Source organism: Micromonospora vulcania (genome assembly GCF_042658605.1).
Taxonomy (GTDB): domain Bacteria; phylum Actinomycetota; class Actinomycetes; order Mycobacteriales; family Micromonosporaceae; genus Micromonospora; species Micromonospora vulcania.
Genome location: NZ_JBHSQS010000003.1, coordinates 124090 through 149037, shown reverse-complemented (window position 1 = coordinate 149037; position 24948 = coordinate 124090). Strand labels below are relative to the sequence as shown.

General features: G+C 71.9%; 13 protein-coding genes, 1 tRNA gene and 1 pseudogene. 10 read left to right on the top strand and 5 right to left on the bottom strand.

The features are described from left to right. Window positions 1-20 precede the first annotated feature (20 nt). Window positions 21-5726, bottom strand: a complete 5706-nt coding sequence (locus ACFQGL_RS05615) for a DEAD/DEAH box helicase (protein WP_377506376.1) — start codon at window positions 5724-5726, stop codon at window positions 21-23. Window positions 5727-7164: 1438 nt separating this feature from the next. Between ACFQGL_RS05615 and ACFQGL_RS05610 the strand changes: the two genes are divergently transcribed. Both ACFQGL_RS05610 and ACFQGL_RS05605 read left to right on the top strand, forming a co-directional pair. Continuing rightward, window positions 7165-7494: a hypothetical protein gene (locus ACFQGL_RS05610; protein WP_377506373.1), complete on the top strand. Its 330-nt coding sequence runs from the start codon at window positions 7165-7167 to the stop codon at window positions 7492-7494. Continuing rightward, window positions 7491-8504 (top strand): hypothetical protein, encoded by a 1014-nt coding sequence (locus ACFQGL_RS05605; RefSeq protein ID WP_377506370.1) that lies wholly within the window; start codon window positions 7491-7493, stop codon window positions 8502-8504. Before ACFQGL_RS05610 ends, ACFQGL_RS05605 begins: the two co-directional genes overlap by 4 nt. Here the strand turns inward: ACFQGL_RS05605 and ACFQGL_RS05600 are convergent. Together ACFQGL_RS05600 and ACFQGL_RS05595 are read right to left on the bottom strand one after the other, a co-directional pair. Then, window positions 8501-9580, bottom strand: a complete 1080-nt coding sequence (locus tag ACFQGL_RS05600) for a tyrosine-type recombinase/integrase (protein WP_377506368.1) — start codon at window positions 9578-9580, stop codon at window positions 8501-8503. The genes ACFQGL_RS05605 and ACFQGL_RS05600 overlap by 4 nt on opposite strands. A 612-nt stretch (window positions 9581-10192) precedes the next feature. Further along, a tRNA-Leu gene (locus ACFQGL_RS05595) sits at window positions 10193-10279 on the bottom strand. Between the two features lie 233 nt (window positions 10280-10512). Here ACFQGL_RS05595 and ACFQGL_RS32170 point away from each other — a divergent pair. From ACFQGL_RS32170 to ACFQGL_RS05570, 6 genes and pseudogenes are all read left to right on the top strand, one after another. Next, window positions 10513-11147, top strand: a pseudogene (locus ACFQGL_RS32170) (tetratricopeptide repeat protein); the annotation flags it as partial. A gap of 1060 nt (window positions 11148-12207) precedes the next feature. Next, window positions 12208-13392, top strand: a complete 1185-nt coding sequence (locus tag ACFQGL_RS32165) for a fibronectin type III domain-containing protein (protein ID WP_417565001.1) — start codon at window positions 12208-12210, stop codon at window positions 13390-13392. Window positions 13393-13544: 152 nt separating this feature from the next. Continuing rightward, window positions 13545-16169: a fibronectin type III domain-containing protein gene (locus ACFQGL_RS05585; RefSeq protein ID WP_377506362.1), complete on the top strand. Its 2625-nt coding sequence runs from the start codon at window positions 13545-13547 to the stop codon at window positions 16167-16169. 27 nt (window positions 16170-16196) lie between these two features. Then, window positions 16197-17192: an AAA family ATPase gene (locus ACFQGL_RS05580; RefSeq protein ID WP_377506359.1), complete on the top strand. Its 996-nt coding sequence runs from the start codon at window positions 16197-16199 to the stop codon at window positions 17190-17192. 14 nt (window positions 17193-17206) lie between these two features. Continuing rightward, entirely contained in the window at window positions 17207-18376 is a 1170-nt protein-coding gene (locus ACFQGL_RS05575) for a DUF58 domain-containing protein (protein WP_377506356.1), read from the top strand. Window positions 18377-18468: 92 nt separating this feature from the next. Continuing rightward, the gene (locus ACFQGL_RS05570) at window positions 18469-20892 is read left to right on the top strand and encodes a transglutaminase TgpA family protein (protein WP_377507163.1); all 2424 of its coding nucleotides are present in this window, start codon (window positions 18469-18471) and stop codon (window positions 20890-20892) included. On the opposite strand, the gene ACFQGL_RS05565 is transcribed toward ACFQGL_RS05570, so the two are convergent. Both ACFQGL_RS05565 and ACFQGL_RS05560 read right to left on the bottom strand, forming a co-directional pair. Continuing rightward, entirely contained in the window at window positions 20884-21675 is a 792-nt protein-coding gene (locus ACFQGL_RS05565; protein ID WP_377506353.1) for an SDR family oxidoreductase, read from the bottom strand. The genes ACFQGL_RS05570 and ACFQGL_RS05565 overlap by 9 nt on opposite strands. Then, on the bottom strand, window positions 21672-22655 hold the full coding sequence (locus tag ACFQGL_RS05560) for an LLM class F420-dependent oxidoreductase (RefSeq protein WP_377507160.1): 984 nt from the start codon (window positions 22653-22655) through the stop codon (window positions 21672-21674). The genes ACFQGL_RS05565 and ACFQGL_RS05560 overlap by 4 nt, the downstream gene beginning before the upstream one ends. Before the next feature lie 188 nt (window positions 22656-22843). Here ACFQGL_RS05560 and ACFQGL_RS05555 point away from each other — a divergent pair, with 188 nt between their 5' ends. Beyond that, the gene (locus ACFQGL_RS05555) at window positions 22844-24031 is read left to right on the top strand and encodes a low temperature requirement protein A (RefSeq protein WP_377506350.1); all 1188 of its coding nucleotides are present in this window, start codon (window positions 22844-22846) and stop codon (window positions 24029-24031) included. A 51-nt stretch (window positions 24032-24082) separates the two neighbouring features. Further along, window positions 24083-24946 (top strand): DUF1028 domain-containing protein, encoded by an 864-nt coding sequence (locus ACFQGL_RS05550; protein WP_377506347.1) that lies wholly within the window; start codon window positions 24083-24085, stop codon window positions 24944-24946. Window positions 24947-24948: the final 2 nt, after the last annotated feature.

Here is a 24948-nt window from a genome sequence, read left to right as displayed (position 1 = left end):
CGGCGTGCTCCTGCTTCGGCCTACCGGGCCGATACCACGGCGCGGGACTTGTCATGGTCAACGTGCCGGCGAAGCCGCCACACCCGGCCGAGGTCGGTCAGCACCGCCTCGCCTGCGTTGTCTAGCCGGATGAGCGCGTCGTTGACGTGGATGAGCTTGATACCAGGATCGACACCGCGCAGCCGGTGATAGAGCAGCTGCGGCCACAGCGGCCGCAGGCGCCCGGACCGGCTGGACAGGTACGAGTCGTCACCGCGGAGGACCCTGTGCAGCATCCCGGCGGTCAGCCCTCGGTAGTTGTCCCACAGCAACGCCCGCACGTACCGGTCAACCGCCGCCTGGTACGGGGCGCCGTCGCGGTCGGCGGACGGCCGCGGCTGCGGGGTGTTCAACGCGTTCAGCAGCGCCGGTGTCGAGGTGGTGTCGCTGCTGGTCGACCAGCAAGTAGAACAGCGGCAGGCGGCGGTGCTGCAGGTACCGTCCGGCACCGGCTGTCCGGCCTGCCCGAAGTACTCCGTGAAGCCGACGTTGGCGCACCGGGTGGACTCCGCGTACCAGTCCCGCAACGCGGTCAGTTCCGTGGAGAGCCGGGCCCGGTGGGCATTCATCCGGGCGCCGAAGTCCGCGGGCAGTTTGCCTGGTCCGCCGAGCATTCCCACCGAGACCAGTGTCTGGTTGTTGCCGGCCTGAGAGACGTCAACGACACCGAGGTCATGCAGGATCGCCAGCAACGCCCAGGTGCCGGCAGCGTCGGCGGCAAGGTCGTCGTATCCGTCCACTGCGGCGGTGAGCTGCCGGTGCACCTCGGTCAACCGGTGACGGCCCGGCCGCGTGGTGGTGAGCTGCTGCACGACAGTCGCGGCGGCCGCAAGAACGTCGGGGCATGAGACCGGGTCGTCGAGTGGGGTCAGCACGACGGTCGCGGGGAAGTCTCCGCCGTCGTCGATGGTTCCGGCGGCAGCGAGCGCGGCGAGCGCCCGGATGACCGCGGTCCTGTACATCGCCGCCGTCGCCGGTTTGCGGGCGTCGTCGAGTGACATCCACCCAGCGGTGACCTCCTCGCCGATGACGGTGTCGGCGACCAAGTCCGGGTCGAGCACTCCCCTGCCCCGTGCTGCGGATAGGACGGCATTGCCGATACGTCGCAACGTTGGATCCGGCAGGCCCTGGGAGATCATCCATGCAACGGTCCGGAAGCCCCGTCCCGTGCCGAGGGCGAGCCCGTACGACGGTGCGGTGATCTCGGCCGGGTCCCGTCCGGCCTGGTCGCGGCCGGCGCGGCCAAGCTGCTGATACAGCCCCGCGAGGTCGGTGGGTGGGGAGACAACGAAAACGCAGCGGATGTCGCCACGGTTGACGCCGAGCCCAAATGCGCTGGTCGCCACGATCAGCAGCGGGACGAACCCCTCCTCGCCTTTTTTCGGCGCGTCGCGGAACTCGATGAGGACTGCGGCTTTCTCCGCCTCCGACAATCGGCCGTGGAACCGGCGCACCCGCCGGGTTTCTCCTTCGCCGACGAACTCGCGCAAATGCGCATAGAGTGCGTCGACCTCCCGGACGGTAAGGCAGTAGAAAATCGCGTGGTCGTCGCAGGCGGAGGTAACCGCCTCGGCCAGACCGGCGACGATGTTCGGACCCGCGGCCCGGAACGTCCGCCGGTAGATCGCAAGCTCCGGGCGCAGCGGGTCTGCGGTGACAGTGACCAGCGGCTCACCGACGCTCGGCTCGTCGGCCAGGCCGAACAGCCCGCTACGCAGCCCGGCCCGTACCCCACGGTTGGCGGTAGCGGTGACCGCAGTGATCCGTACCCCGTGCTGTTGCCGGAGTTGGGTGAGCAGACCGGCGGCGCGGCGGAAGCTGGGGCGGAAGTCGTCGCCCCACTGCACGAACGTGTGTGCCTCGTCGACGGCGACCCGGCGCAGTTGCCCGTTTGCCGCACCGATTCGCAGCAGCTGCTGGAACCGCCGATTGCCCAGACGTTCGGGAGAGATGTAGATGAGCTTGATGCCGTGGTCGTGGGTGCTGGTGAGTTGCTCGGCGACCTCGGTCTTGCCGCGGCGACTGTTGGACTCCGCCATCGGCCCGACGAGGGCCCGGACTGCACCGCCGACACTCGCGTTCAGCTCGAGGGCCTGGTCGGCCATCAGCGCGACCAACGGTGACACGACGACGGTGACGCCGGTCAGCGCGAGCGCGGGGAGCTGGAATGTGTAGGACTTACCGAACCCGGTCGGTAGGAGCGCGAGCACGTCGGCGTTGTCGGCGACGGCGCGGATCACCTGCTCTTGTTGGGGTCGCAGCTGCAGCGGAGCGTCGCAGAACCGCAGGTAGCCGGCGATCTGGGCGCAGCGCTCGACCAACAGGTCGCCCAGCTTGCCGTCGGCGCGGGCTACCGCCTCGGTCTCGTCGTCGATGCGGGCGGCAAGGATTTTGCGGGTGGCGGGAAGCAGCGTGTGTTCGGCGAGCGCGTCCGGGGTGCACAACTCGTCGGCGCGTTCAGGTGTGATTCGCCCGGAGTCGGCGAGGAACCGCCAGACGCGTTCCCAGCCCTCGGCCATGCTCATCAGGTTCCCGCCGGCCTTCTCGCCGGTGTCGGGGTCGGGCATCAGCAGGCCGGGGTCGAGAGACTCGAGGAATACTCGACGGTAGCTTCGCCGCAACGCGGTCTGCCCTGCAAGTTTGCGATCGCTGATGATGACGACACCGCGGTGGTGGGCCGACCGGATCAGCCGGCCGACCGCCTGCCGCAGGTCCATCGCCGCCAGGGGCAGATAGTACGACTCGGTCGCGACCCGGTCCGGGTCCGGGTGGCCGGTGTCCGTGGCACGACGGGCGACGGCGGCACGGCGGGCGGCGACGATCGGGTCGGCGAACGGCGCGAATGGCAGCTTGTTGATCCACACCAGCGATAGCCGGTCGGCGGGGAAGTCGACGCCCTGCCACATGCCGCGGGTCGCCACACAGAACCCGCCGGTTGCGGTGAACGCCCGCGCCGCCTGGGCGTTACCGAGCAGCGGAGCGACCGTGACCGGAACGCCCGGCGCGGCCGCCGGCAGTTCGGCCAGCAACCTCTCCGCGATCGCGGACGCCGCCCGGGTCGACGTGGTCAGCACCAGCCCGCCGCCGGTGAACCCGTCGGCACTCGGCCCGTCGTCTCCGGCGGCGGCCACGGGGCGGATGGCCTCGCGGGCATAGCCAGCGAGCTGGTGGGCGACGGTGCGGACCGCGCCGTCGGTCTGTTCGGCCCAGCTGGGGAAGTCGGTCAGGCACACCAGCCGGGCCTGGGCGGCGAGGTCGAACGGGCCGGACAGGTAGTGGGCGTCCACGTCGGAGCCGAGCCCGAGCCGGTTACGGATGTAGTCCCACTTGCCGGACACCTGCAGCGTCGCCGAGACGAAGAAGGTTCGGGCGAACCGGGAACGGGCTAGCGCCCACTGCTGGTCGCGGGCCAGTTCGATCGGTGCGGACGTCGTCGAGAACGCGTACCGGCGAGCGGAGACGCTCAGGGCGTCGATCTCCAGTTCGGTGGCGAACACGACGCGGTTCGACCCCATCGGCGCCGCGGCGTGCCCGGTATCGTCCGGTCCGAGGTCCGGCCGGGTGATACCGCTGCCATCCTCTCCGAGCTGTTCTTCGAACGGGTCGACCGGGGCCACCGTCTCCGCCGCATCGGCGTCACCTGTGGTGTCTTCGGCGCTGGCCGGATCCCCGGCAGCTCTGTCGGGCCGGGGCGGGTCGAGGATGTCACGGGCGTCGGCGACGATCCGGTCGGCGGCTTCGCCCAGGGTTCCCACCCGGGCGGCCAGCGACGCGGCCCGTTCCCGTTCCCACCACGACGCGGCCTGCATCTGAGCCGATTCGAGATGGCCAGACATCTGCCGATAGACGATACCGGCGACGACGGCGAGGCTTTCGAGTCTGGCAAGCAGCTGTCGGGCCGGGCCGCTACCGCCGAGCCCACCGAAAGGGCTGGCCACGGTCGCCGCCCGGGTTCCCGGTTCACCGCCGGCGGTGTCGAAAACCGCCCGCGCGGCCCGGGGCATCGCCTCCGTGTCGAGCATCCGTTCCAGTTCGGTGATCTGCTCGCCGAGCACCTGCGGCGCGACGCGCTGCGTGATGTACCAACGGCGCAGTTCGGCGACGAGGTTCTCCACCGCCCGATAGTCGACCTCGGCGCTCGCCGCTCCGGTCGCAGCGCTTTCGAGTGAATGTGCTTCGTCGACGACGAGAAGCGTGTCATCGGCGAACGCGTCCGGGTTGCTCAGCAGCAGCGCGTGATTGGCGATCACCAACCGGTGCCCTGCGAGTGCCTCAGCGACGGTGTCGGTCATGCGGGCCAGCGGAGATCGGGAGCCGGAGCCGTAGTCGTCGGATTCCTGGCTAACGCTTGCCAGCCACAACCCCACCAACGGCCCAGCCGTTGCTTCGAGGTATTCGGCGAGGAAGACCGGGACGTCGGCAGTGTCGACGCTTCGCGCGACCCACGCCTGCTGCGCCGACGTGGCTGTGGTGAGCCGTCGGACCAGGTACACCAGCAACTCGCAGTAGCCGGGATGGGCCGCGAACCGGCTTCGACCGCCCGTGCCGCCGGCTCCTGCCGCAGCCGTCACCGCGTCGGTCAGCGCGGCGACGAGGGCCCGCAGCGACAGCCGGTTACGTTTTCCTTTCACCAGGTCGGCGATGTCATCGAGTCCAGGTATGGCCGACGCGAGCCGGGTGATGTCGGCGGCGAGCTGGGTCTGCAGCTGCTTGGTGAAGGTTGCCAGGACCACCTGTCGCCGTGGGTCGCTGGCCAGCCATTCGAGGGCTGTGGCGAGGATGGCGTAGCTCTTGCCGGTGCCGGTCGGCGCCTCACACAACGCGTCCCGGCCGGCTGCGACCTGACGGGCCAGCAGCTGGGCCATCTGCTGCTGCGCCGGTCGGCGTTCGACAGCGCCGGACGCGGCGACTTGAGCGAGTGCGTGCGGGTCCACGTGCGCTGTTTGGTCGAACAGGTGCGCCGGTATCGACAGGTTCGGTGGCATGGTACGGCCACGCCGGGTTGGTTCGCGCAGGTCCCCACCGCCGAACACATCCGCGAGAACCTCGGCGACCGCTCCGTCGTCAGCGGCCGGCTGCCCGGCTGGTGTGGCCAGTAGCGACGTGAGCAGGTCCCAGCCGGGCGACCCTGCGCTGACGGCAAGCAGCAGATCCCGCACCGGGCCATCCCAGCTGTCGACGACGGCCGCGGCGCGATGCAGTAGCCGGGCGGTCAGGTCCGCGTCGTCGGCGGCGTCGTGCCAGTTCAGCCCAGTTCGGTCGACGCTGACGTCGTCGGCGAGCTCCGCAAGACGGTACGACCGGGCGGTCGGCCAGACGGCGTGGGCAAGGTACAGCGCGTCGACGCGGCGCAGCCCGCCGAACGGTGGTTGCTGGGCAGCCGTGGCCACTTCGTCGAGCAACGGAAAGTCGGCGCCAGTGCCGTTGTAAGCCACAATGATGTCCGCGTCCGCCAGGTAGTCCCGCAGGTCGTGCAGCGCCTGCTCGACAGGTACCGCGCGGCTGGCGTATTGGCTTCGTACGGAGGCGGACCGCAGCTGCTCTTCCCAGTCGACGTCCGGCAATTTGACCCACGCAGTGAGCCGTGGCGCCGCCTCGACCCATGTGGCGCCAGACGACAGCCGCACCGCGCCGATCTGGTAGATGCGCCGGTCACCGGCGGGACGTTCGGCGGTGGGGCGTACCACCGCCTCGACGTCGACTACTACGGCGCGGGGAACCTTCGACGGCGCCGTCGATTGGGGGCACCCAGAGCTTGGCGAGGCTGCCGCTTCTGCGGTCTGGAGGCTCCCATCCTCGTCGCGGATAAGTCCGGCACTGATCGCAGCAGCGAGGATCTTCTGCAGCCGTCCCCGGGTCATGCCTGGCCAGCGCCGCTGCGCGGCAGCCAGCACTTCATCTCCGCCGCAGGGTCCAATGTCCGAGATGAGCCTGGCGAGCTGCTGCTCGCGGCTACCTGCTCCGTCCGTTGTTCTGTCCTCCCCGCGTGTACGCCCCCGCCGTGGCGCGAAGGGCCGAGCCGTGTTCTGGCTACCGTCGACGACTACCTATCTTTGAGCCCGTGCGACTGCAATTAAGGTCGACCGGATCCGGGGAAGCACTTGATCTATCCACCGGATGGACGCGAACCAATCGATCGATGCGAATACCCCTTTCGGCATTGGACTGACCACGCCGAGGTCGACCGACAGGTACCCAGCCCTCAAGTCAGGGCGAGGCACACAGCCCACCGGCGGCGTCAGCCAGTTCGGCGGAGCATTGACACGGTCCGTCACAGCTCACTCCCCACGCGTTACCATGAACCGCCGACGATAGCCGCGCAACCGCATCTCAACATCGATCATTCAGGCAACGAAGTCCCGCCGACAGGACCCGCCGAGATGCCCATCCGCACGGTGAAGTCGAAACCTGGCGGAGTCGAGACCTGCGCCACCGGACACTGCACAGCCCGTAGAGGCTACGGTCCGTCCGGCGCGGTGCGGCGTGCTGCCCCAGCGACGTCGGGGGGACTAAACAAGTCCGAGCCTGCGGCTGCGGCGGCCGCCCGCACGCTGCGAAGGGCAGTCTCATCACGGTCGTGGACGGGGACTCGGACACCTAACGGATTACCAAGGACACGCGCATGGACGCCACCGGCACGGCGTCAGGGCGAGCAGGCGCCTCGAACCTCGACGCCCTTCTCTGCGCCAACAGGTGTGGTGCGTGGCGAAGGCCAGTGAACCCATACATCGTTAATCGATCCATACCGAGGGCTGCCTGTAAGCCCGGGTGCGAAGGCCCTGATGCAGTACGCGGCGGAACTTGGCGGCCCCGAACTGCTCGGCTGGTGGCTACATGCGTCTGACCTCGGCTTCGGCGGTGACGGTCGCCTTGGCGACGATGAGATCCCGGTTGTCAGTCAGCCGTCGGAGGCAGCTCGCGACCGACCGGTGCTGCGACGAGAGCCGTTGCGTCGACCGCCGCATCGCCGTGCCACACCGACTGCTGCTCACGGAGGGCCTTGGGGCCTCTTCAACGCCGGGCAAGCCACACCAGGAAGAGGTACGTGTCCGACGTGGCAGATCAAGGACACTTTTCATCCTCGGAGCTTCCGCAAGTCTGCGTCCATCGCCCATGATGGACGTCGTGCCCAAACGACAGATGACCGCCTGCGCGCTCTTTCTGATGATCGTTTTCTCGCTAGTAATGATCTTTAGTGGGAGCCTCGACGGCGCGGCAGCGTGGGCAAACATCATCGCGTTACCGGTAGCGATCGCCGGTGTGATCTTGACGATTCGAAGCGCCAGCGGCTCGGCATCCTCGTCTAGCGCTCAGGATCGTGACAGCTTGAGCGGCCCGGCGAAGTCGGGCAGAGCTAGCCCTGCGGTCAGCCAGGTCGGGTTCAGTGGCGGGCGTCAGGCCAATGTCGCGGGCGACTACTTCGAGCAAGGCCATGATGACCGCGAGGGCAGGTGAGCGTGGTAGATCGGCAAACTGGCTTTGGTGGCGAACGTCAGGCCAACGTCAAGGGGTCCTACTACGAAGGGAACGTCGATAAGAGCACCCACACGCATCACCATCGCCACTACGCACCCAGGGCTAATGTCGACCTCAGGGAAGATGAGGCAACGGAGTCTGGCTCGGGAAGTGGCGCGGCAGCAGCCGCGGGTGGTGGCGGACTGGGCGTCGTCGTCGTTCTTGCTGTCTTGGGCTACTTCATCTTCGGCGGAAATGAGCCGTTCCCGGCGACGTCAGATCCCTGGCCAGCCGAGGTCAAGCAAGAGGCCGTGATCGCAGCTGCAGGTAGCTGGCTCGACAAATGCGCGAAGTCACCGTCTGCGACCCCCGCCAATTGCCCGCAATCCATCGTCGAGACCTCGGACGTCTCCACGGTCCGATGGGCCTTCTACGGCAACCCTCTGGAAGCTGCGGTTATTCACTACACCGAAGCGGAGAGCCGCTTCGACATGCTCGGGACCGTCATGGTGACGGCGGACTACACCGCTTCGAAAGAGCTACGCCGCGTCGTGACGCCAGCGAAGTACTGGGCCAAGGTGAAGTGGGTCGATGGGAGGCTTGACGTCCAGGAAGTCAAGGAGCACTCGGCCATAGGCGACCCCGATGTGGTGAAGCAGGATCCCAAGGTGCCTTGGGAGCTCGTCGCCACGAAACTGAGCGACGCGTTCACACGATGCGTGCGAGACGCCAAGTCGGCTATGCCGGCTGGATGCCCCGAATGGAGTCCGCCGTCTGGCGCCGAGAAGATCAAATGGTCTTCTACGGGTGATCCACTCCTGATCGCTCGCGCTACCTTCGATCCGAAGTTCGCGATCTACCGCGTCAAGGGCACTTACGAGTTGGCCGTGCGCTATACCTGGCTCGGGACCACGAAGACCGACACTCGAAATCCCACCTATGAGGCTTGGATAGCTCCGACAGCGGCAGGGCCAGTCGTACTCCAGATCAAGGACACGACCACGGTCTAGGTCTGATCGGCATTGATGCGCTTGAACGAGGACTCGTTTGATGCCTGGCCGACGATAGCCTCCACCGGTGCAGACGTGGCGAGTGGATGGGGTTGGCCGGTAAGAGCGGCCAGCGCGGTAGCGACAGCGTGAAGGTCGGCTTTGATGTAGGTGGTGGTGGCGGGTCCTTGGCGGTCGGTATGTCCGGCGTAGGCGCGGGCCACACCGTAGCCGAAATGCCGCTCCACCCAGGTCAGGGTGGTGTGGCGCAGCCAGTGCGTGGTGATTCCCTGGGCGGCGACCCACGGCAACTGCCGGCCGATGCGTCTCCACATCAGGTCGTAGCGCCGATAGGTGGCAGGTTGGCCATTGCGAAAGCGCAGCAGCGCATCGGTCGGTGCGACGGCGCCGCGGGCTCGGGCGTGGTCGTTCAGTCGATTGGCGAGCATCGGTGTGATGGGCTGCCAGCGATGCGCGCCGCCCTTCTCGCGTAGCCGGATGAGCGCGTGATCGGTGTCCAGGTCGGTCAGGCGTAGCGCGAGGGCGCCGCCGCGTCGACAGCCTGTTTCGGTGTGCAGGCGCAGCAGTAGGGCGTCGAGCACGATGTCGTGGCCGCCGCTGCGGGCGGCGGCGTTGATGTCGGACAGTTCGTCGGGGGTGAGGGCGCGGCGGGTGTTGGGCAGTCGGCGGGGTTTGGGGACCTTGTGGGCGGGGCTGTCCATGATGGTCAGGTAGCCGTCGGCGATGGCGCGTTTGTAGAAGGCGCGGGCTACGGCGATGAGATGCTCACCGGCGTGCCGACCATGGCGCGAGTTGCGGCGAGGGCGGGCGCCTGCGGCGGCCTGTCGCATGAGGGCTTCGATGTCGCTGGCCCGCACTGCGTCGATGCGCCGATCGCCGTAGGCGGCAGCCATTCGTCGCCAAGAGCTGCCGTAAGTGCGTCGCGTGGCCGGGCTCGCCGCCGCGACAACAGTAGGAAGGTACTCGGCGACTGTCGGCACGGCGGGATGGTTACTGTCGGTGAGGTCGGCGGCAGTAACGTCCAGGTGCTTGAGCAGCGCCCGTGCGGTGGCGACACGATCGGGATCCGTGGTCATGAGGGCTCTCCGAGGATGCGGGCGTGCAGGTCGGCCAGGACCGCCGCGATGGTGTTTGAGGGGTGCGCGACAAGCGGTTCTGGCACGGCAGGGCAGCCAGAAGCACGGATTCGCCGGGAGCGATGCCGCACAGGTGTCGGGCGGCGGCCGGTAGGGGCAGCTCCTCGCGGGTCCCCACGGCGTGCGCGCCTTCGGCGGCCGGGGTGATCAGGATTGCGCCGGTCACGACGTCGACGTGCAGGGTGAGGCCCGGTGTCCAGCCCAACGCCCGTAGCAGCGCACGAGCGGTGACGCGGCCGGCGGCGTCGGGGCGCGCCACGTCAAACAGCAGGCGGCCATCGCCACTGGGGGCGGCGGGCGTGGGCAATGTCGGCAGCGGTGCCGGATCCGGTATCGCAACGGGCAGCGGGGTTGGCACGAGGGCCTCGACGAGCTGCTCGTCGGGCTGACGGGAACGCGGGCGGCCGGGACTCACCTAGGCCCCCGCCGGGGCGGACGCAGCGGTGTCAGCGCAGGGAGAAGCCACTCCCGGCGTTTGAATGCACGTATGCCACGTACCGGCTCTCGTCCCCACGCGAGGGGAGTTGATCTCGCGTGGATATCCACGAGAAGTGGTGTCCGAGGGGGGACTTGAACCCCCACGCCCTATACGGGCACTAGCACCTCAAGCTAGCGCGTCTGCCATTCCGCCACCCGGACTTGCTCGTTCAGCCTACCCTGCCGACCCGGTTGATCTTGCAACCCGATGGTCGGCCCGGCGGGCCGCACGGGGAGTTACTGTACACGCCGCTCGTGGATCATGCACATCGCCTTTCGCTTCCCCCATCAAGGTGCTCGAACCGCTGCTCAGGCCGATTCGCGGACGGTCACGACACAACGTCGCAGGCGTGTCCGGGTAGCGTGCGGCGGCCCTGTGCCGGCAGCATTGCCACGTGTCTCATCCCTCGCCCCTCGCAGCCGCCCAACACCGGGCCCTCGCCCTGCGTACCGCGGGTGACCTCAGCGCCGCCCGGCAGCTGCTCGCGGAGGCCGTCGGATCCGCCCGCCCGCCGTACGGCGAGGATCACCCCGAAGTGCTGCACACCGCGCACCTGCTTGCCCGACTGCACCGGGAGGCGGAGGATCCGCTCGCCGCCCGCCGGGTGCTGGAGGAGGCCTTCGCGGCGGGCGAGCGGCGCTGGGAGCACTCCGACCCGGTGATGCTCGCGCTCGCCTTCGAGCTCGCCGAGGTCGCCGAGGAGCTGGGTAACCGGCACGAGGCCCGCCGCAACTACACCCGCGTCGCGACCGCCGGGCCCGCCGTGCTCGGCGAAGATCATCCGGCGGTACGCGCCGCCCGCCACTACCTCGGCGACGCCAGCCCTCGACCGGCCGATCAGCACGGCTCGTCGCCGGAGCCCCACCCTGCCTCGGCCAACGCCGCCGTACCGCCGAGCGACTCCGCCGCCCGGTCGGCGCTGTCCGGCCCGACGCTGTCCCTGGCGACCCTGGCCGCGATGCGACCGTCGGCGGGCAGCCCACCGGCCGCCGTGTCGCCCTGGGCTCCGCAGCCGCCGGCCGCGCCCCAGCCAACCCCTCCGGCGGTACGCGAACCCGCCGCACCGCCATCGCCCACGCCCGCCGGTCCACCACCGGGACCGACTCCCGCCCGTCGGTCGGCGCCGACCCAACCGGCGGTCCGGCCGACGCCGACTTCCGCCGCGCCGGTGCCGCCAGCGCAGTCCAGCCCGCCAGCGCAGTCCGGCCCGCCAGCGCAGTCCGGCCCGTCGGCGCAGCTCAGCCCGCCGCCCTCACCTGCCGTTCCGCCACGCCAACGCACCGAGAGCCAACCACCGCGCCAGCACGCCGAAGGTCGACCGCCAGGCCAGCACGCCGAGAACCAGCACGCCGAGAACCAGCCGCCACGCCAACGCACCGAGGGCCAGCCTGCGGCCCAGCGCACCGAAGGTCAGCCAGCGGGCCAGGTTGGACCGTGGGTCGATCCACCACTCCGGCCAAGGGTCGACGGCCAGTCGGCGGAGTCGCCTCGCCAGGGGCCGGGACCAGCCGCACCGCCTCGACAGCGGCTGAGCGGAGAGTCCGGTCGACCGGCCGAGCCGGCCGCCGCCATGCCGCCCAGGCTGGCACCGCCGCCCACCCAGGTGCCGTCCGCGTCGCATACGCCGGCACCGCCGTCTAGCCAGGTAACGGCGGCCACTCCGGCACCGCCGCCCGCCCAGCCGGCCTCGCCGGGCCCGGCGCCCCGCTGGGACAACCCCACGATTCAGGTACGGCAGATCGAACCGCTGTTGGCCGAGGAGGCCGCCCGAGCGGCAGGGGCCACCGGCGGGTCACCCGACCGGGGCGGTGTCAACCAGAGCGGCACCCCGTCGGCGACGCCGGGCGGGCCGTTCCCGGCCGGTACCCATCCCGGGCTGGAGTACCCGCTCAGCGCCCCTCCCGCTACCCCGCACCCCGTCTCCGCGCCGCCCAGTCCTCTCTACCCGGTGTCCGGGCCACCCCACCCGGTCTCCGGACCGCCCGGCTACGCCCACCCCGTCTCGGCGCCGCCGAGTCAGCCTTACCCGGTGTCCGGACCACCGGCTCAGACCTACCCAGTCTCCGGACCACCGGCTCAAATGTTCCCGGTGTCGGGACCACCGGCCCAGACCTATCCGGTCTCCGGACCCCCCGGCTACACCCACCCGGTCTCCGCACCGCCCGGACACCAGTACCCCGTGTCCGCGCCACCCGGCTACACCCACCCCGTGTCCGCACCACCCGGACACCAGTACCCCGTCTCCGGACCACCCGGCTACACCCACCCGGTCTCCGCACCACCCGGACACCAGTACCCCGTGTCCGCGCCACCCGGCTACAGCCACCCCGTCTCGGCACCGCCGGTGAGCGCGCCACCGGTACCACCGTGGGGTCTGACCGCTCCGCCGTGGAGCCAGACCGCTCCCCCGCAGCCGCTGCCCACGGCCGGCGACGACCCGGCGGATCGGTCCCCACTGGACGCGGCGGACGCCGCGGGTGCGGTCGAGACCGGCCTGGTCGGGCCGCCGAGCGCAGCGGACCTGCCGGCGCAGCTGCCGGGCACCGATCTGACCGATGTCTTCCCGCCGAGCGGCAGCTCGACCGACGCCGACGCGGGTCTGGGGCTGCTGGAGCCGGCGCAGCCGGAGTCGCCGAACCCCGTAGCGGCTCCGGTCGAGCCGACGCCGGCCGCGTGGTCACCGGACCGGGCCCCGATCCCGACGACGCCGCTAGCGCCGGCACCCCGGCCGGTTCCGGAGCCGTACCAGGCGCCGTACCCGGTGCAGGAGAGCTATCAGAGCCAGCAGTACCAGCAGTACCAACCGGGCCCGTACGCCGATGAGGGGCCGACCGGCCGCAGCCGGGCGACGCTGGTCGGGGCGGTGGTGGCGGCCGGGGTGGCCCTGGTGGCGGTGGTCGGCCTGGGCGCGGTGGTGCTGACCCGGAACGACGCGCCGCCCTCGGGCGAGGCCGCGCCGACGGGGGCGGCGTCGCCGACGGCGGCCGGGCCACCGCCAGGCGACCTCAAGCTGCGGGACGACTCGGTCACGATCACGTTGACCTGGACGGACCCGACCGGCGGTGGGGTGCCGTTCATGGTCGCCGGTGGCCGGACCGGGCAGACCCTGGGAGTGATGGCCACCGTGGAACCCGGCCGGACCAGTCATACGGTCAACGGGCTGAGCTCCCGGGTGGACTACTGCTTCACCGTGTTGGCCGTCTACTCCACCGACAGCTTCGCCACCTCCGGGCAGGTCTGCACGGCGCGGGAGCGCGCAACCCCGCCGAGCTGAGCTGGGCGTCCACAGCGCACACGCTCGGTATCCACAGGGGTGACCGTGCGGGTTCCCCCGTCACCGGCCGGGCCATATGATGGCACCCGGCTCAGGGGACGGGACGCCGCGAGGCGCGCCACCCGCCACGAATTCAGGGGAGGCAGCCGGCTGTGGCCAGCATCGATGACGCCGTGGAGACCCAAGCCCCCCGTTCCCGGTCTCGGCTGCGGGGTGGGCTGGTGACCATCGGCACGGTGACCGCGCTGCTGGCGGCCATGGGGTTGACCGTGCTCGGGTTGGGCGCGGCGGACAACGCGGTGGCCAATTACGACGCGAGTTCGTGGCTGTGGAGTGCGGCCCGCAGCGAGTTGGCCCGGGTCAACGGGGTCACCGCGCGGGTCGACACCCGCACCGAGGTTCCCGGTGCCCGTCGGCACCCGATGCAGGTCACCCAGACCGACCGGCTGTTGATCCTGCGCGACCTGCAGACCGGGCAGGTCAGCTCATTGGACCTGGCCACCCTGCAACTCACCGCTTCCACCAGGACCACTCCGGGCCTGGGCGTGAGCGTGGCCCTGCACGAGGACGCGGCGTTCGTCGTCGACGCCGTGCAGGGCATCGTGCGGCAGCTCGACCCGCGGTCACTGGCCCCGGTCGGTGAGCCGGTGCGCTACCCGCCGGGCATCACCGGCGGCACGTTCGACGGCGAGGGCCGCCTCTGGATCGCGGTGCCGAGTGAGGGCACCGTCTCGGCGGTCACCGCCGCGAAGCTGCCGTCCGCGCCGGCATCGGCCGCGCCGGCCGGCTCGGGGCTCAACCCGGAGCGGGTCGAGACGTACGACGTGGCCGAGGCCAGCCACGAGTTGGTCGTCTCCACCCTGGACGACGGTGTGGCCGTGCTCGACCGCACCGCCGGCAGGTTGGTGCGGGTGCAGCGCGGCGCGGTCCACCCGACGCCGCTGACGCTGACCGGCCCGGCGGCGCTGCCGACCCGCACCAGCGGGCCCCGGGTCCCGGTCACCGTGTCCGCCGAGCGGCGGGTGCTGGTGGTGGGTGACGCCGGTGAGGAGCGGGCGTTCACCGTCCCGGGTAGCGGCGACGAGCTCAGTCCGGCGGTGGCCTGGGCCGACCGGTTCTACTGCGCCGACGAGGCCACCGGCACGATCTACTCCTTCGACGCGAACGGCCAGTTGGTCGACACGATTCGCGGCAAGACCAACGGTCCACTGGAGTTGGAGGTCCGGGAGAATCACCTGTTCATCAACTCCCCGGACTCGGCGACGGCGCGGGTGGTGGACGACAAGCACCAGGTGCGCGAGGTCAACAAGTACGCCAACGACGTGCTCGGCGGTGACCCGCCGCCGGCGCCCCCGCCGCCGCCCCCGCCGAAGAAGCCCCGCGTCGGCAAGCCGAGCGCGCCACGCAGCGTCACGGCCGCAGCCGGCAACGCCCAGGCCCGGGTGAGTTGGCGGCCCGCCGCCGCGAACGGCGCCGAGATCATGAAGTACGTGGTGGAGGGTGCCGGCCAGCGTCTGGAGGTGGGTGCCAACCAGCGCGCGGTGGAGGTCAAGGGGTTGACCAACGGCGAGACGTACCGCTTCTCGGTGCACGCCGTCAACGCCAAGGGCGACGGTCCGTCGCGCAGCAGCAACCCGGTCACCCCGACCGCCGCGGTGCCCGACCCGCCGGCCAGCGTCACCGCGCAGGAACGGCCGGACGGCACGGTGCTGGTCAAGTGGCCGGCCGCGAACGGGCAGGGCAACACCATCGCCAAGTACGCCGTGACGGCCAGCTCGGCGGGGGCGAACGCGCCGGCCGGCGAGTCGACGAAGACGGAGCTGGTGGTGCCCGCCGGGGAGCTGGAGTTCGGCACCCAGTACGCGTTCACCGTGGTCGCGGTCAACGACAAGGGCGCCGGCTCGACGGCCTCCCCGGTCAGCAACACGGTGGTGCCGTACGCGGCGCCCGGTCGACCGGCCGACCTGCAGGCAGGGACGGTCGCCACGCAGCCCGGCGCGGTCAGCGTGCAGTGGGCACCGGCCGAGGCGAACGGCCGTCCGGTGACGAAATACCTGGTGGACGTCGGTGGGCGCACGAGCGAGGTGACCGAGACCCGGACCACCGTCACCGGGCTGGGCAACGGCCAGAACGTCACGGTCAAGGTGAAGGCGGTCAACGAGGCGGGGCCGGGCCCGGAGGCCACCGCCACGGGCCGTACGGTCGCCGAGCCCCGGGTGACGGTGACCGGGTCGTCGGCCACCGCCACGTCGGCGACGGTCACGTTCACCGTGGACGCCGGCGGCGGTCAGGCGACCTGCTCGGTGAGCACGGCGGGCGAGCCGGCGAAGGCCGGTGCGTGTTCCAGCATCACGGTGCCGAACCTGACGCCGGGCACGGCGTACACGTTCACGGTGACCGCGAGCAATGCCGCTGGTGAGGGCACCGCGACGAGGGCACAGACGACCGAGGCGCTGTACGGGATCGCGACCTGCCGCAACGGCGCCTCCGGGCCGGAGTCGACGTACTGCAACAAGGACGTGAGCGGGCGCAACGGTAACGAGGTCTTCTCGGTCACCCGGCAGGACAACAACCGGCAGGTGGGCTGGGCGAAGCCGGGCACCCGGCTGCAGGCGTACTGCAAGAAGTCGGGCGAAGAGGTCTACGCGTACATCTACAACAACGACAAGCGCAGCACCTGGTGGGTGCAGGTCAACTACGACGGGAAGAACTACATCCCGTGGGCCTGGCTCAACCTGGAGGGCGGCGACAACATCAACGTCCTGCCCACCTGCTGAAACATCAGGCAAGGAGCACCACCGACCGTGAACACCCACGAGCCGCTCACCCAGCCGGAGGTGCAGGGTTTCGCCGCCCTGGCCGCCCGGCTGGCCGAGAACGTCAACGCGGTGGTGCTCGGCAAGCCGCAGGTGGTCCGGCTGGCGCTGACCGCGTTGTTCGCTCAGGGTCACGTGCTTTTGGAGGACGTGCCCGGGGTCGGCAAGACGACCCTGGCGCGGGCCATCGCGGCGACCGTCAAGGGTCAGTGGCGGCGGATCCAGTTCACGCCGGATCTGCTCCCCTCGGACGTGTCCGGGGTGACCATCTTCAACCAGGCGACCCGCGACTTCGAGTTCCATCCGGGTCCGGTCTTCGCCAACATCGTCATCGCCGACGAGATCAACCGGGCGTCGCCGAAGACCCAGTCGGCGCTGCTGGAGGTGATGGAGGAGCGCACCGTCACCGTGGACGGGGTCCGACACCCGGTGCCGGCGCCGTTCCTGGTGGTGGCCACCCAGAACCCGGTGGAGATGGACGGCACCTACCGGCTGCCCGAGGCGCAGTTGGACCGTTTCCTGGTCAAGCTGTCCGTCGGCTACCCGGACGAGGCGGTCGAGGTGGAGGTGCTGCGGGGGGCGACGGTCCGCTCCCCGGAGGCGCTCGCCCCGGTCACCGACACGGCCACCGTCGGGGAGATGGTCCGCATGGCGCTGCGGGTGCACATCGCCGAGCCGCTCTACGCGTACGCGGTCCGGCTGGCCGCCGCCACCCGTACCCACCCGCAGGTGCGGGTCGGGGTCAGTCCCCGGGGTGTGATCGCGCTGACCCGCGCGGCGTGCGCGTACGCGCTGATCGACGGTCGAGGTTGGATCATGCCGGAGGATCTCAAGGCGCTCGCCGAGCCGGTGTTCGCGCACCGGCTGCTGCTCACCCCGGACGCCCAGGTACGCGGGATGACCGCCGGCGAGGTGCTGCGTCAGGCCATCGCCTCGGTGCCGGTGCCGCTGCCGTCGGGGCAGCCGGCGCCGGTGCAGGGCTGACCGGCAGCACCGGCATGGGGATCACCGCCCGTGGGGTCGGGCTGCTCGTGGCTGCCGTGGCGCTGCTGGCCGTGGGCTTCCGGTTCGCGTACCCCGAGTTGACGCTGCTCGGCGCGGCGGCCGGCGTCGCCGTCGGCTACGCCTTCCTGACCGCGGCCTGGCGGCCCCGGCTGACCGTCGGCCGGCACGCCGACCCGGACCGGGTGGCGCGGGGCGAGCCGGCCAGCATGACGTTGACCGTGCGCAACACCGGCCGGCTGCGTTCGGCGAACCTCCTCGCGGAGGATCGGTGCGGTGACCAAACGGTGCCGGTGCCGCTGCTGCGCCTGCGACCCGGTCGGGACACCGAGGTCCGCTACGACGTGCCGACGCACCGCCGTGGGGTGGTGCCGGTCGGGCCGCTGCGGGTGACCCGACGGGACCCGCTTGGTCTGGTGGCGCTGGCCCGCCCGTACGGCGCGACGGCACCGGTCTGGGTGCACCCGCGGATCCACCCGCTGACGGCGGTGCCCAGGGGCGCGGGACGCAGCCTGGACGGCCGGGTGGACGGGGTGCCGCACGGGTCGATCACCTTCGACTCGCTGCGGGAGTACGTGGTGGGCGACGAGCTGCGCCGGGTGCACTGGCGCACCAGCGCCCGGGTGGGTGAGCTGATGGTGCGGGAGAACGTGGACACCAGCCTGCCCCGCCTCGTCGTCCTGCTGGACAACCGCGCCGCCGCGCACCCGCAGCGGGTGGGCGGGGTGGCCGAGTCGTTCGAGTCGGGATGTGAGGCGGCGGCGTCGGTCGTCACCGCCGCGCACCGCGCCGACCTGCCGGTGCTGTTGCTGCTGGTCGTACCGGAGGCGACCGACCCGGCCGAGCAGGCCGACGGTGGTGGCCCCCTCGGGCCGCTGGACCGGCTCGCCGCCGCCGAACTGAACGACGATGACGACGCGCTGCGCGCGACCACCAGCCGACTGCGGCAGGACCGGCTCGGCGACACACTGGTCTTCCTGACCGGGCCGGCCGGCCGGGCCGACCTGGGGCACGTGGGCGCGCTGCGTGGCGCGTACCCGTCGGTGGTGGTCGGGGTCTTCGGCGCGGCCGATCCGACGCCCGCCGGCACGGCCGGCCTGGTGGTGGTCGACGCGGCCGACGGCGCGCAGTTCGCCGCCGAGTGGGACGGGATCCGCCGGTGGTGACGGGCGTCGGCCCGCAGCGGACCGCTGGCGTGGTGCGGGCCGAGTCGAGCCCGGAGAACTCCGTGCCGCCCGGTCGCGGCGGGCCCGGGCGGATGGCGCGGGTGCTGCGGGCGGCCGTCGTTCCGCTGGCGTTGATCGGCCTGACCGCGCTCGCCGGGGTGGTGCTCGGCCGGGTGTACGCGGGCGATCTGCTGACCCGGTTGGTCATCGGCGCGGCAGCCGGGTCGGTGCTGGTCAGCGTGGCCAGCCGGCGGCTGCCCTCGTGGCTGGTGGCGCCGGTGTCGGTGACCGCGCTGGCCGGTTGGATGCTCTGGTCGCTGCGGCTGGCCGCCACACGCGCCGACCTGCCCGGTGACCTGCTGGAGGTGACCGCCGACGCCGCGCGCAACGGCATCCCCCGGCTGCTCACCGCGATGATCCCGGTCGAGCCCACGCCGGACACGGTGCTGGTGCCGGTGGTCGCCGCCTGGCTGGCCGGTCTGGCCGGCGCGGAGGTGGCGCTGCGCACCGGTCGGGTGCTGCTGGGCTATCTGCCGGCGGCGGGGCTCTACGCCGCCGCGCTCTACGTGGTCGGCCCGAACGCCGAACCGGCGATCGGGGCGACGGTGGCGTTCGTCGCGGTCGCGGCGGTGGGTCTGGCGGTGCCCGCCGGCGGCTCGCCGGTCGGCGGCGATCCGAGCGCCGGCCTGGCCCCTCGGGTACGCGCGGCGGTGCGGGTCCGGCTCGCGGCCACCGCGGCACTCGGGGTGGCGTTGGTGGTCGGGCTGGTTGCGCTTATCGGCCCGGTCCTCGCGGGTCAGGTCGACGGCCGGCCGGTCGATCCCCGCCGGTACGTGGAGCCGCCGCAGGTGGAGTCGCTGGACGAGAACCCGCTGATCCGGATCTCGGGTTGGGCGCTGCACCCGGAGCAGAAGCTACTCGACGTGAGCACGACGCGCTCCGGCGCACCGACGCCGCCGGCCGGCGGTGCCGCGCCCAGCGCCAGCAGCAGCGCCGGGCCGGACAGCGAGCCGGGTGCGTCGGACACCACCGGTGCCAGCGTACGGATCCGGCTGGCGGTGCTCAGCGACTACGACGGAGTGACCTGGCGGGTCGGCGCGACGTACCGCAACGCCGGTCGGATCCTGCCGGCCGCCGCACCGGCCCGGGACAGCACGGTGGAGACCGTCCGGCAGCAGATCACCGTGGCCGAGCTCAGCGGTCGGCTACTGCCCGCCGTGGCCACGCCGAGCGAGGTCAGCGGCGCTCGGGTGGCGTACGACCCGTCGACCGGGACGCTGATCCGGCCGGAGGGGCTGACCCCGGGGCTGCGGTACACGGTGACGTCGGCGCGGGAGCGCCCGGACAACAACCTGCTGGCCACCGCCAACGTGCCCGCCGGCGACGAGGTGGCCCGGGTGCTGCGGGTCGCCGACGGGGTGCCCGATCCGGTACGCCGACTGGCGGCCCAGCTCGCCGAGGAGAACGGCGCCCCGTACGCACGGGCCACGGCGATCGAGCAGTTCCTCGCCGAGCACTACCGGGTGGCGGCGGACGCGCCGAGCGGGCACGCGTACCCGAACCTGGGGTATTTCCTCTTCGGGCCGCGCAACGCCGGCGGCCAGCAGGGCACCTCGGAGCAGTTCGCGGCGGCGTTCGCGGTGCTCGGCCGGCTCTCCGGGTTGCCGACCCGGGTGGTGGTCGGCTTCGAGTCCACCGGGCAGGGGCCGGTACGGGCCGGCGACGCGTACGCCTGGCCGGAGGTGCTGTTCGACGGGTTGGGGTGGGTGGCGTTCGATCCGCTGCCGCGCCCCGACAACGAGCCGAGACCGGTGGAGGAGGATTTCCGTCCGACACCGGAGGATCCGCCACCGTCCGAGGCGCCGAAGCCCACCGCCGAGCCGACTGCCTCGCCGGAGCCGGTGGCCGCGCCCGACGGGCCGAGCGCCCGGGGTGGCGTGTCGACCCCGGTGCTGGTCGCCGGGGGCAGCGGCGGTCTGCTGCTGCTGGTGGGGGCGCTGCTGCTCACCCTGCTGGCGATGCGCCGCTCGCTCACCCGCGCCCGCCTTGGCCGGGGCGACCCCGGCCAGCGCATCGCCGGCGCCTGGCGGGAGGTCACCGACGCGCTGCGGCTGGCCGGTCGACCGGTGGGCGACGATCTCGCCGCCACCGAAGTGGCCGAGCGGGCCCGGCGGGCTCTCGCCGACGCCCGTGACGCCGCCCGCCGTGGCTCGCCCGATACGCGCCCCAACAGTGCGGCCGGCGGGCCTGCTGCGGCCGGCGGGCCTGCTGCGGCCGGCGGGCCTGCTGCGGCTGGCAGCGGAATCGCCGACGGCAGCGGGGTCGACGAGCTGGCCGACCTGCTCAATCGGGTGGCCTTCGCCCCTGGCGCGGCGACCGCCGACCAGGCGGTCAGGGCCGCCGAGGTGTCCACCGCCTACGTGACCGGCCTGCGCGCCGCCCGCCCCTGGTGGCGCCGCGTCATCTGGTCCACCCACCCCGCACCCCTGCGCCGCCGCACGGACCGGTCAGGCTGAGAGGCGGCGGACCAACTTGCGTAGGCCGGCCTGCCAACCGTCCGGGTCCTCGGCGCGGCGGCGCGCGTAGTCGGCGACCTCCGGGTGCGGCAGGATCAGGAAGCGCTCCTCGGCCAGCCCGGCGATGGCCGCGTCGGCGACCTGGTCCGCGGTGAGCACCGCACCGGACGCGGCGATCACCCGGGCGCCCAGGTGGCCCTCGACGATGCCGTCGGCCAGCATCGGCGTGTCCACGCCCTGCGGGCAGAGCGCGCTGACCCGGATGCCCCGGTCCCGGTAGGTGATGGCCAGCCACTCGGCGAACCCCACCGAGGCGTGCTTCGTGGCGGTGTACGCGGCGTCGCCCACCGCGGTCAGCACGCCCGCCGCCGAGCAGGTGTGCAGCAGGTGACCGCCACCGCGGGCGAGCATCCCGGGCAGCACCGCCCGCGCCGAATAGACGTGGGCGAGCACGTTGACCCGCCACGCCCGATCCCAATCGGCGTCGTCGACCTCCACTCCCCCGCCGGTCGTCACGCCCGCGTTGGCGCAGAACAGGTCGATCCGGCCGTACCGCCGCTCGGTGTCGGCGACCAGGGTGCGGACCTGGTCCTCGTCGGTGACGTCGAGGGCGGTGGCGTGCGCGACGGGGCCGATACCCTCGGCCACCGCGCGGGCCGCGTCGGCGTCCAGGTCGGCGACGACCACGGCGGCGGCACCCTCGGCGACGAAGCGGCGGGACAGCGCCGCCCCGATGCCACCCGCGCCGCCGGTGACCACCACGATCCGGTCGGTGAGGTTCACGTCGACGCTCCTACGGGGTTGGTGCCCAACTGGGCGATGAGGGTGGTCAGCGCGGTCGCGCCGCCGGCGGTCACCTCCGGGGTGGGCAGCAGCGCGAACACCGGCACGTCCACACCGGCGTCGGCGTAGCGGCGCACCTCGGCACGGCAGTGCTCCGGTGAACCGTGCAGCACCAGCGCGTCGACCACCTCGTCCGGCACCGCCCCGCTCGCGCCGCGCCGGTCGCCGGCGGCCCAGGCCTGCCACATCGGCGCCAGCACCTCATCGCGGCCGAGCCAGCGGTGGAACTCGGCGTACGCCGGGACGGTGAGGTAGCTGGTGATCAGCCGCCGGCCGAGTGTGCGGGCGTATCCGGCGTCCTCGGTGGGGCAGACGAAGATGCGGGCGGCGACCTCGAAGCCTTCGCGGCGCTCACCCAGCTCGGCGAGGGCTTGCGGCACGTCGTCGGCGCTGAGCCAGTTGAGGATGACCCCGTCGGCCTCCGCGCCGGCCAGTCGGAGCATCCCCGGGCGCAGCGCCGCGAGCAGGATCGGCGGCGGCACCGCGGGCGGTCGTTCCAGGGTGAACCGGCGCACGGTGAAGGTGTCGTACACCTCGTCCACCGTCTCGCCGCGCAGCGCGGCGCGCAGGAACCGCAGGACGTCGCGGGTACGCCGGAACGGCTCGTCGAACCTCACCGCGTTCCAGTCCCGCACCAGCACCGGGGAGGACGCGCCGATGCCGAGGGAGAACCGGCCCGGTGCGGCCTCGGCCAGCGCCGCCGCGCTCATCGCGAGCAGCCCTGGGCCCCGGGTGAAGACCGGGGTGATCGCGGTGCCCAGCCGCAGCCGGGGTTGCCAGGCCGCGGCGAGCGCAAGCGGGGTGAACGCGTCGGTCCCGGCGACCTCGGACGACCAGACGTCGGTGAACCCGGCCTGGTCGAGGGTCGCGTAGACCGCGTCGTGGTCGGCCAGTGGGATTCCACCCAACGGCACCGTCATGCCCCATCGATTCGTCACCGATCGATCGTGCCCGTTGAGCGTGCCCGCGAGCAAGATCCCTGGACCGGGCGGATTTGCCGGCATCCGGGCACCCGGGCCACCGGGCGGTGCTACGACTGCCACGTGGACCGGACCGACGGCGCAGGCCGCTGACCGTGGTCTCCAGCGCGGGACGACGCCTGGAGCCGGTGTCGCACGATCCGGGCCGGGCCACCTTTCTGGAACTCTTCTTCGACCTGGTCTACGTCTTCGCGCTCACCCGGATCTCCGCGCGTGCCTTCGAGGAGCTGACCCACGAGGGCGCCCGGGATCACGCCTGGGCGGCGGTGACCAGCAACGGCAAGACGCTGCTGTTGGTGCTGGCGCTCTGGGCCGTCTGGCAGGGCACCGCGTGGACGACGAGCCGTTACGACCCGCACCGGCTGCCGCTACAGGCCGTGGTGATCATCGCGCTGGTGTGCAGCATGGTGATGGGGGTGGCGATCCTCCGGGCGTTCAGCATGACCGGGCTGATGTTCGCGGTGGCGTACGTGGTGGCGCAGGTGTCCCGGCCGCTGATCCTGGCGATGGCGTTGAGGACGCACCCGCATCGTCGACTCAAGGTGCGGATGGCGGTGGTGTTCGCCACCAGCGGTGTGTTCTGGATCGTCGGAGCGCTGCTGCCGACCAACTGGCAGGTGACGCTCTGGGCGATCGCGCTGGGCATGGAGTACCTGGCCGCCCGGTGCGGCTGGCCGGTGCCGGGGCTGGGCCGCTCGACGGTCTCGAAATGGGAGATCGCCGGAGAGCACCTGGCCGACCGCTACCAGCAGTTCTTCCTCGTCGCGCTGGGCGAGACGATCCTGGTGGCCGGCTTCACGTACAGCAAGGGGCCGGGGCCGTACGAGCCCTCGCACGCGTGGGCGTTCGGGCTGGCGCTGGCCACCTCGATCATGCTGTGGCGGATCTACATCCAGCGTGCCGGGCAGATCCTCGGAGAGGCCGTCCTGAAGGCCCGGCACCCGGCGAGCATCGGTCGGTCGGCGGCGGACACCCACCTGGTGATGGTGGTCGGCCTGGCCGCCACCGCGATCGGCTACGAGCTGATCATCGAACAGCCACTGGAGGACATTCCGGGGCCGTGGCTGGCCCTGGTGCTCGGCGGGCCGGCACTGTTCCTGCTCGGTCGGGCCCGCTTCGAGTACGAGGTGTTCGGGCGCGTCTCGCCGTCCCGGTGGATCGCCGTCCTGGCGCTGGCGGCGGTCGCGGTGCCGCTGCTGTTCCTGCCCGGTCTGTTCGCCACCGCCACCGGGGCGCTGGTGCTGTTCGCGGTCGCCCTCGCCGACGCCCGTCGGGCGCGCGGCCGGCCACCGGAGCCCGCCGCGCCGCCATTCTGACCCATCGACGTACGACGATGAGCCTTCGATCGGGCAGGCTAGTCTCGGCGGGTGACCTTCTCCCTCGTCGCCCGCTCCGCCGACGGCCGGTTGCACGGTGTCGCCGTGGCCAGCAAGTTCCTCGCCGCCGGTGCGCTGGTGCCGGCCGCGGAGGCCGAGGTCGGCGCGCTGGCCACCCAGGCGCACGTCAACCTGGCCTACCGCCCGCAGGGGCTCGCCCTGCTGCGTACCGGGGTGGCCGCCGCCGACGTGGTCGCCGGCCTGGTCGCCGCCGACGCCCAGCGGGAGCACCGCCAGCTCGGCGTGGTGGGCGTCAGCGGTGCGGGCGCGAGCTGGACCGGCCCGGCCTGCCACCCGTGGGCCGGCGGGCGGACCGGCGACGGCTGGGCCGCGCAGGGCAACATCCTCACCGGCCCGGAGGTCGTCGACGCGTTGGGCGACGCCTGGCTGGGCGGCTCGGCGCTGCCGTTCGCCGAGCGGCTGGTCGCCGCGCTGCGCGCCGGCGACGACGCCGGGGGCGACCGGCGGGGCCGGCAGAGCGCCGGGCTGCTGGTGGTCGAGCGCGGCGGGGGGTACGGCGGCAGCAGCGACGTCCTTGTCGACCTCCGGGTGGACGATCACCCCGACCCGGTCGCCGAACTGGGTCGGCTGCTCGCCGTGCACACGATGCTGTTCAGCCGGCCGGACCCGGCGACCCTGCTCGACCTGAGCGGCGCGGTGGCGGACGAGGTGGCGGCATTGCTGACCGCGCTGGGTCGCCCGGTGGGCGACGAGGGCGCGGAAGCGGCGCTGGTCTCCTGGGCCGGCCTGGAGAACCTGGAGGAGCGGCTGGTGCCGGGCCGGATCGACCCGGTGGTGTTGACGCACCTGCGTCAGGTCGCCCCGCACGTGCCCGCTCCCCGCCCGGCCAGCTGACC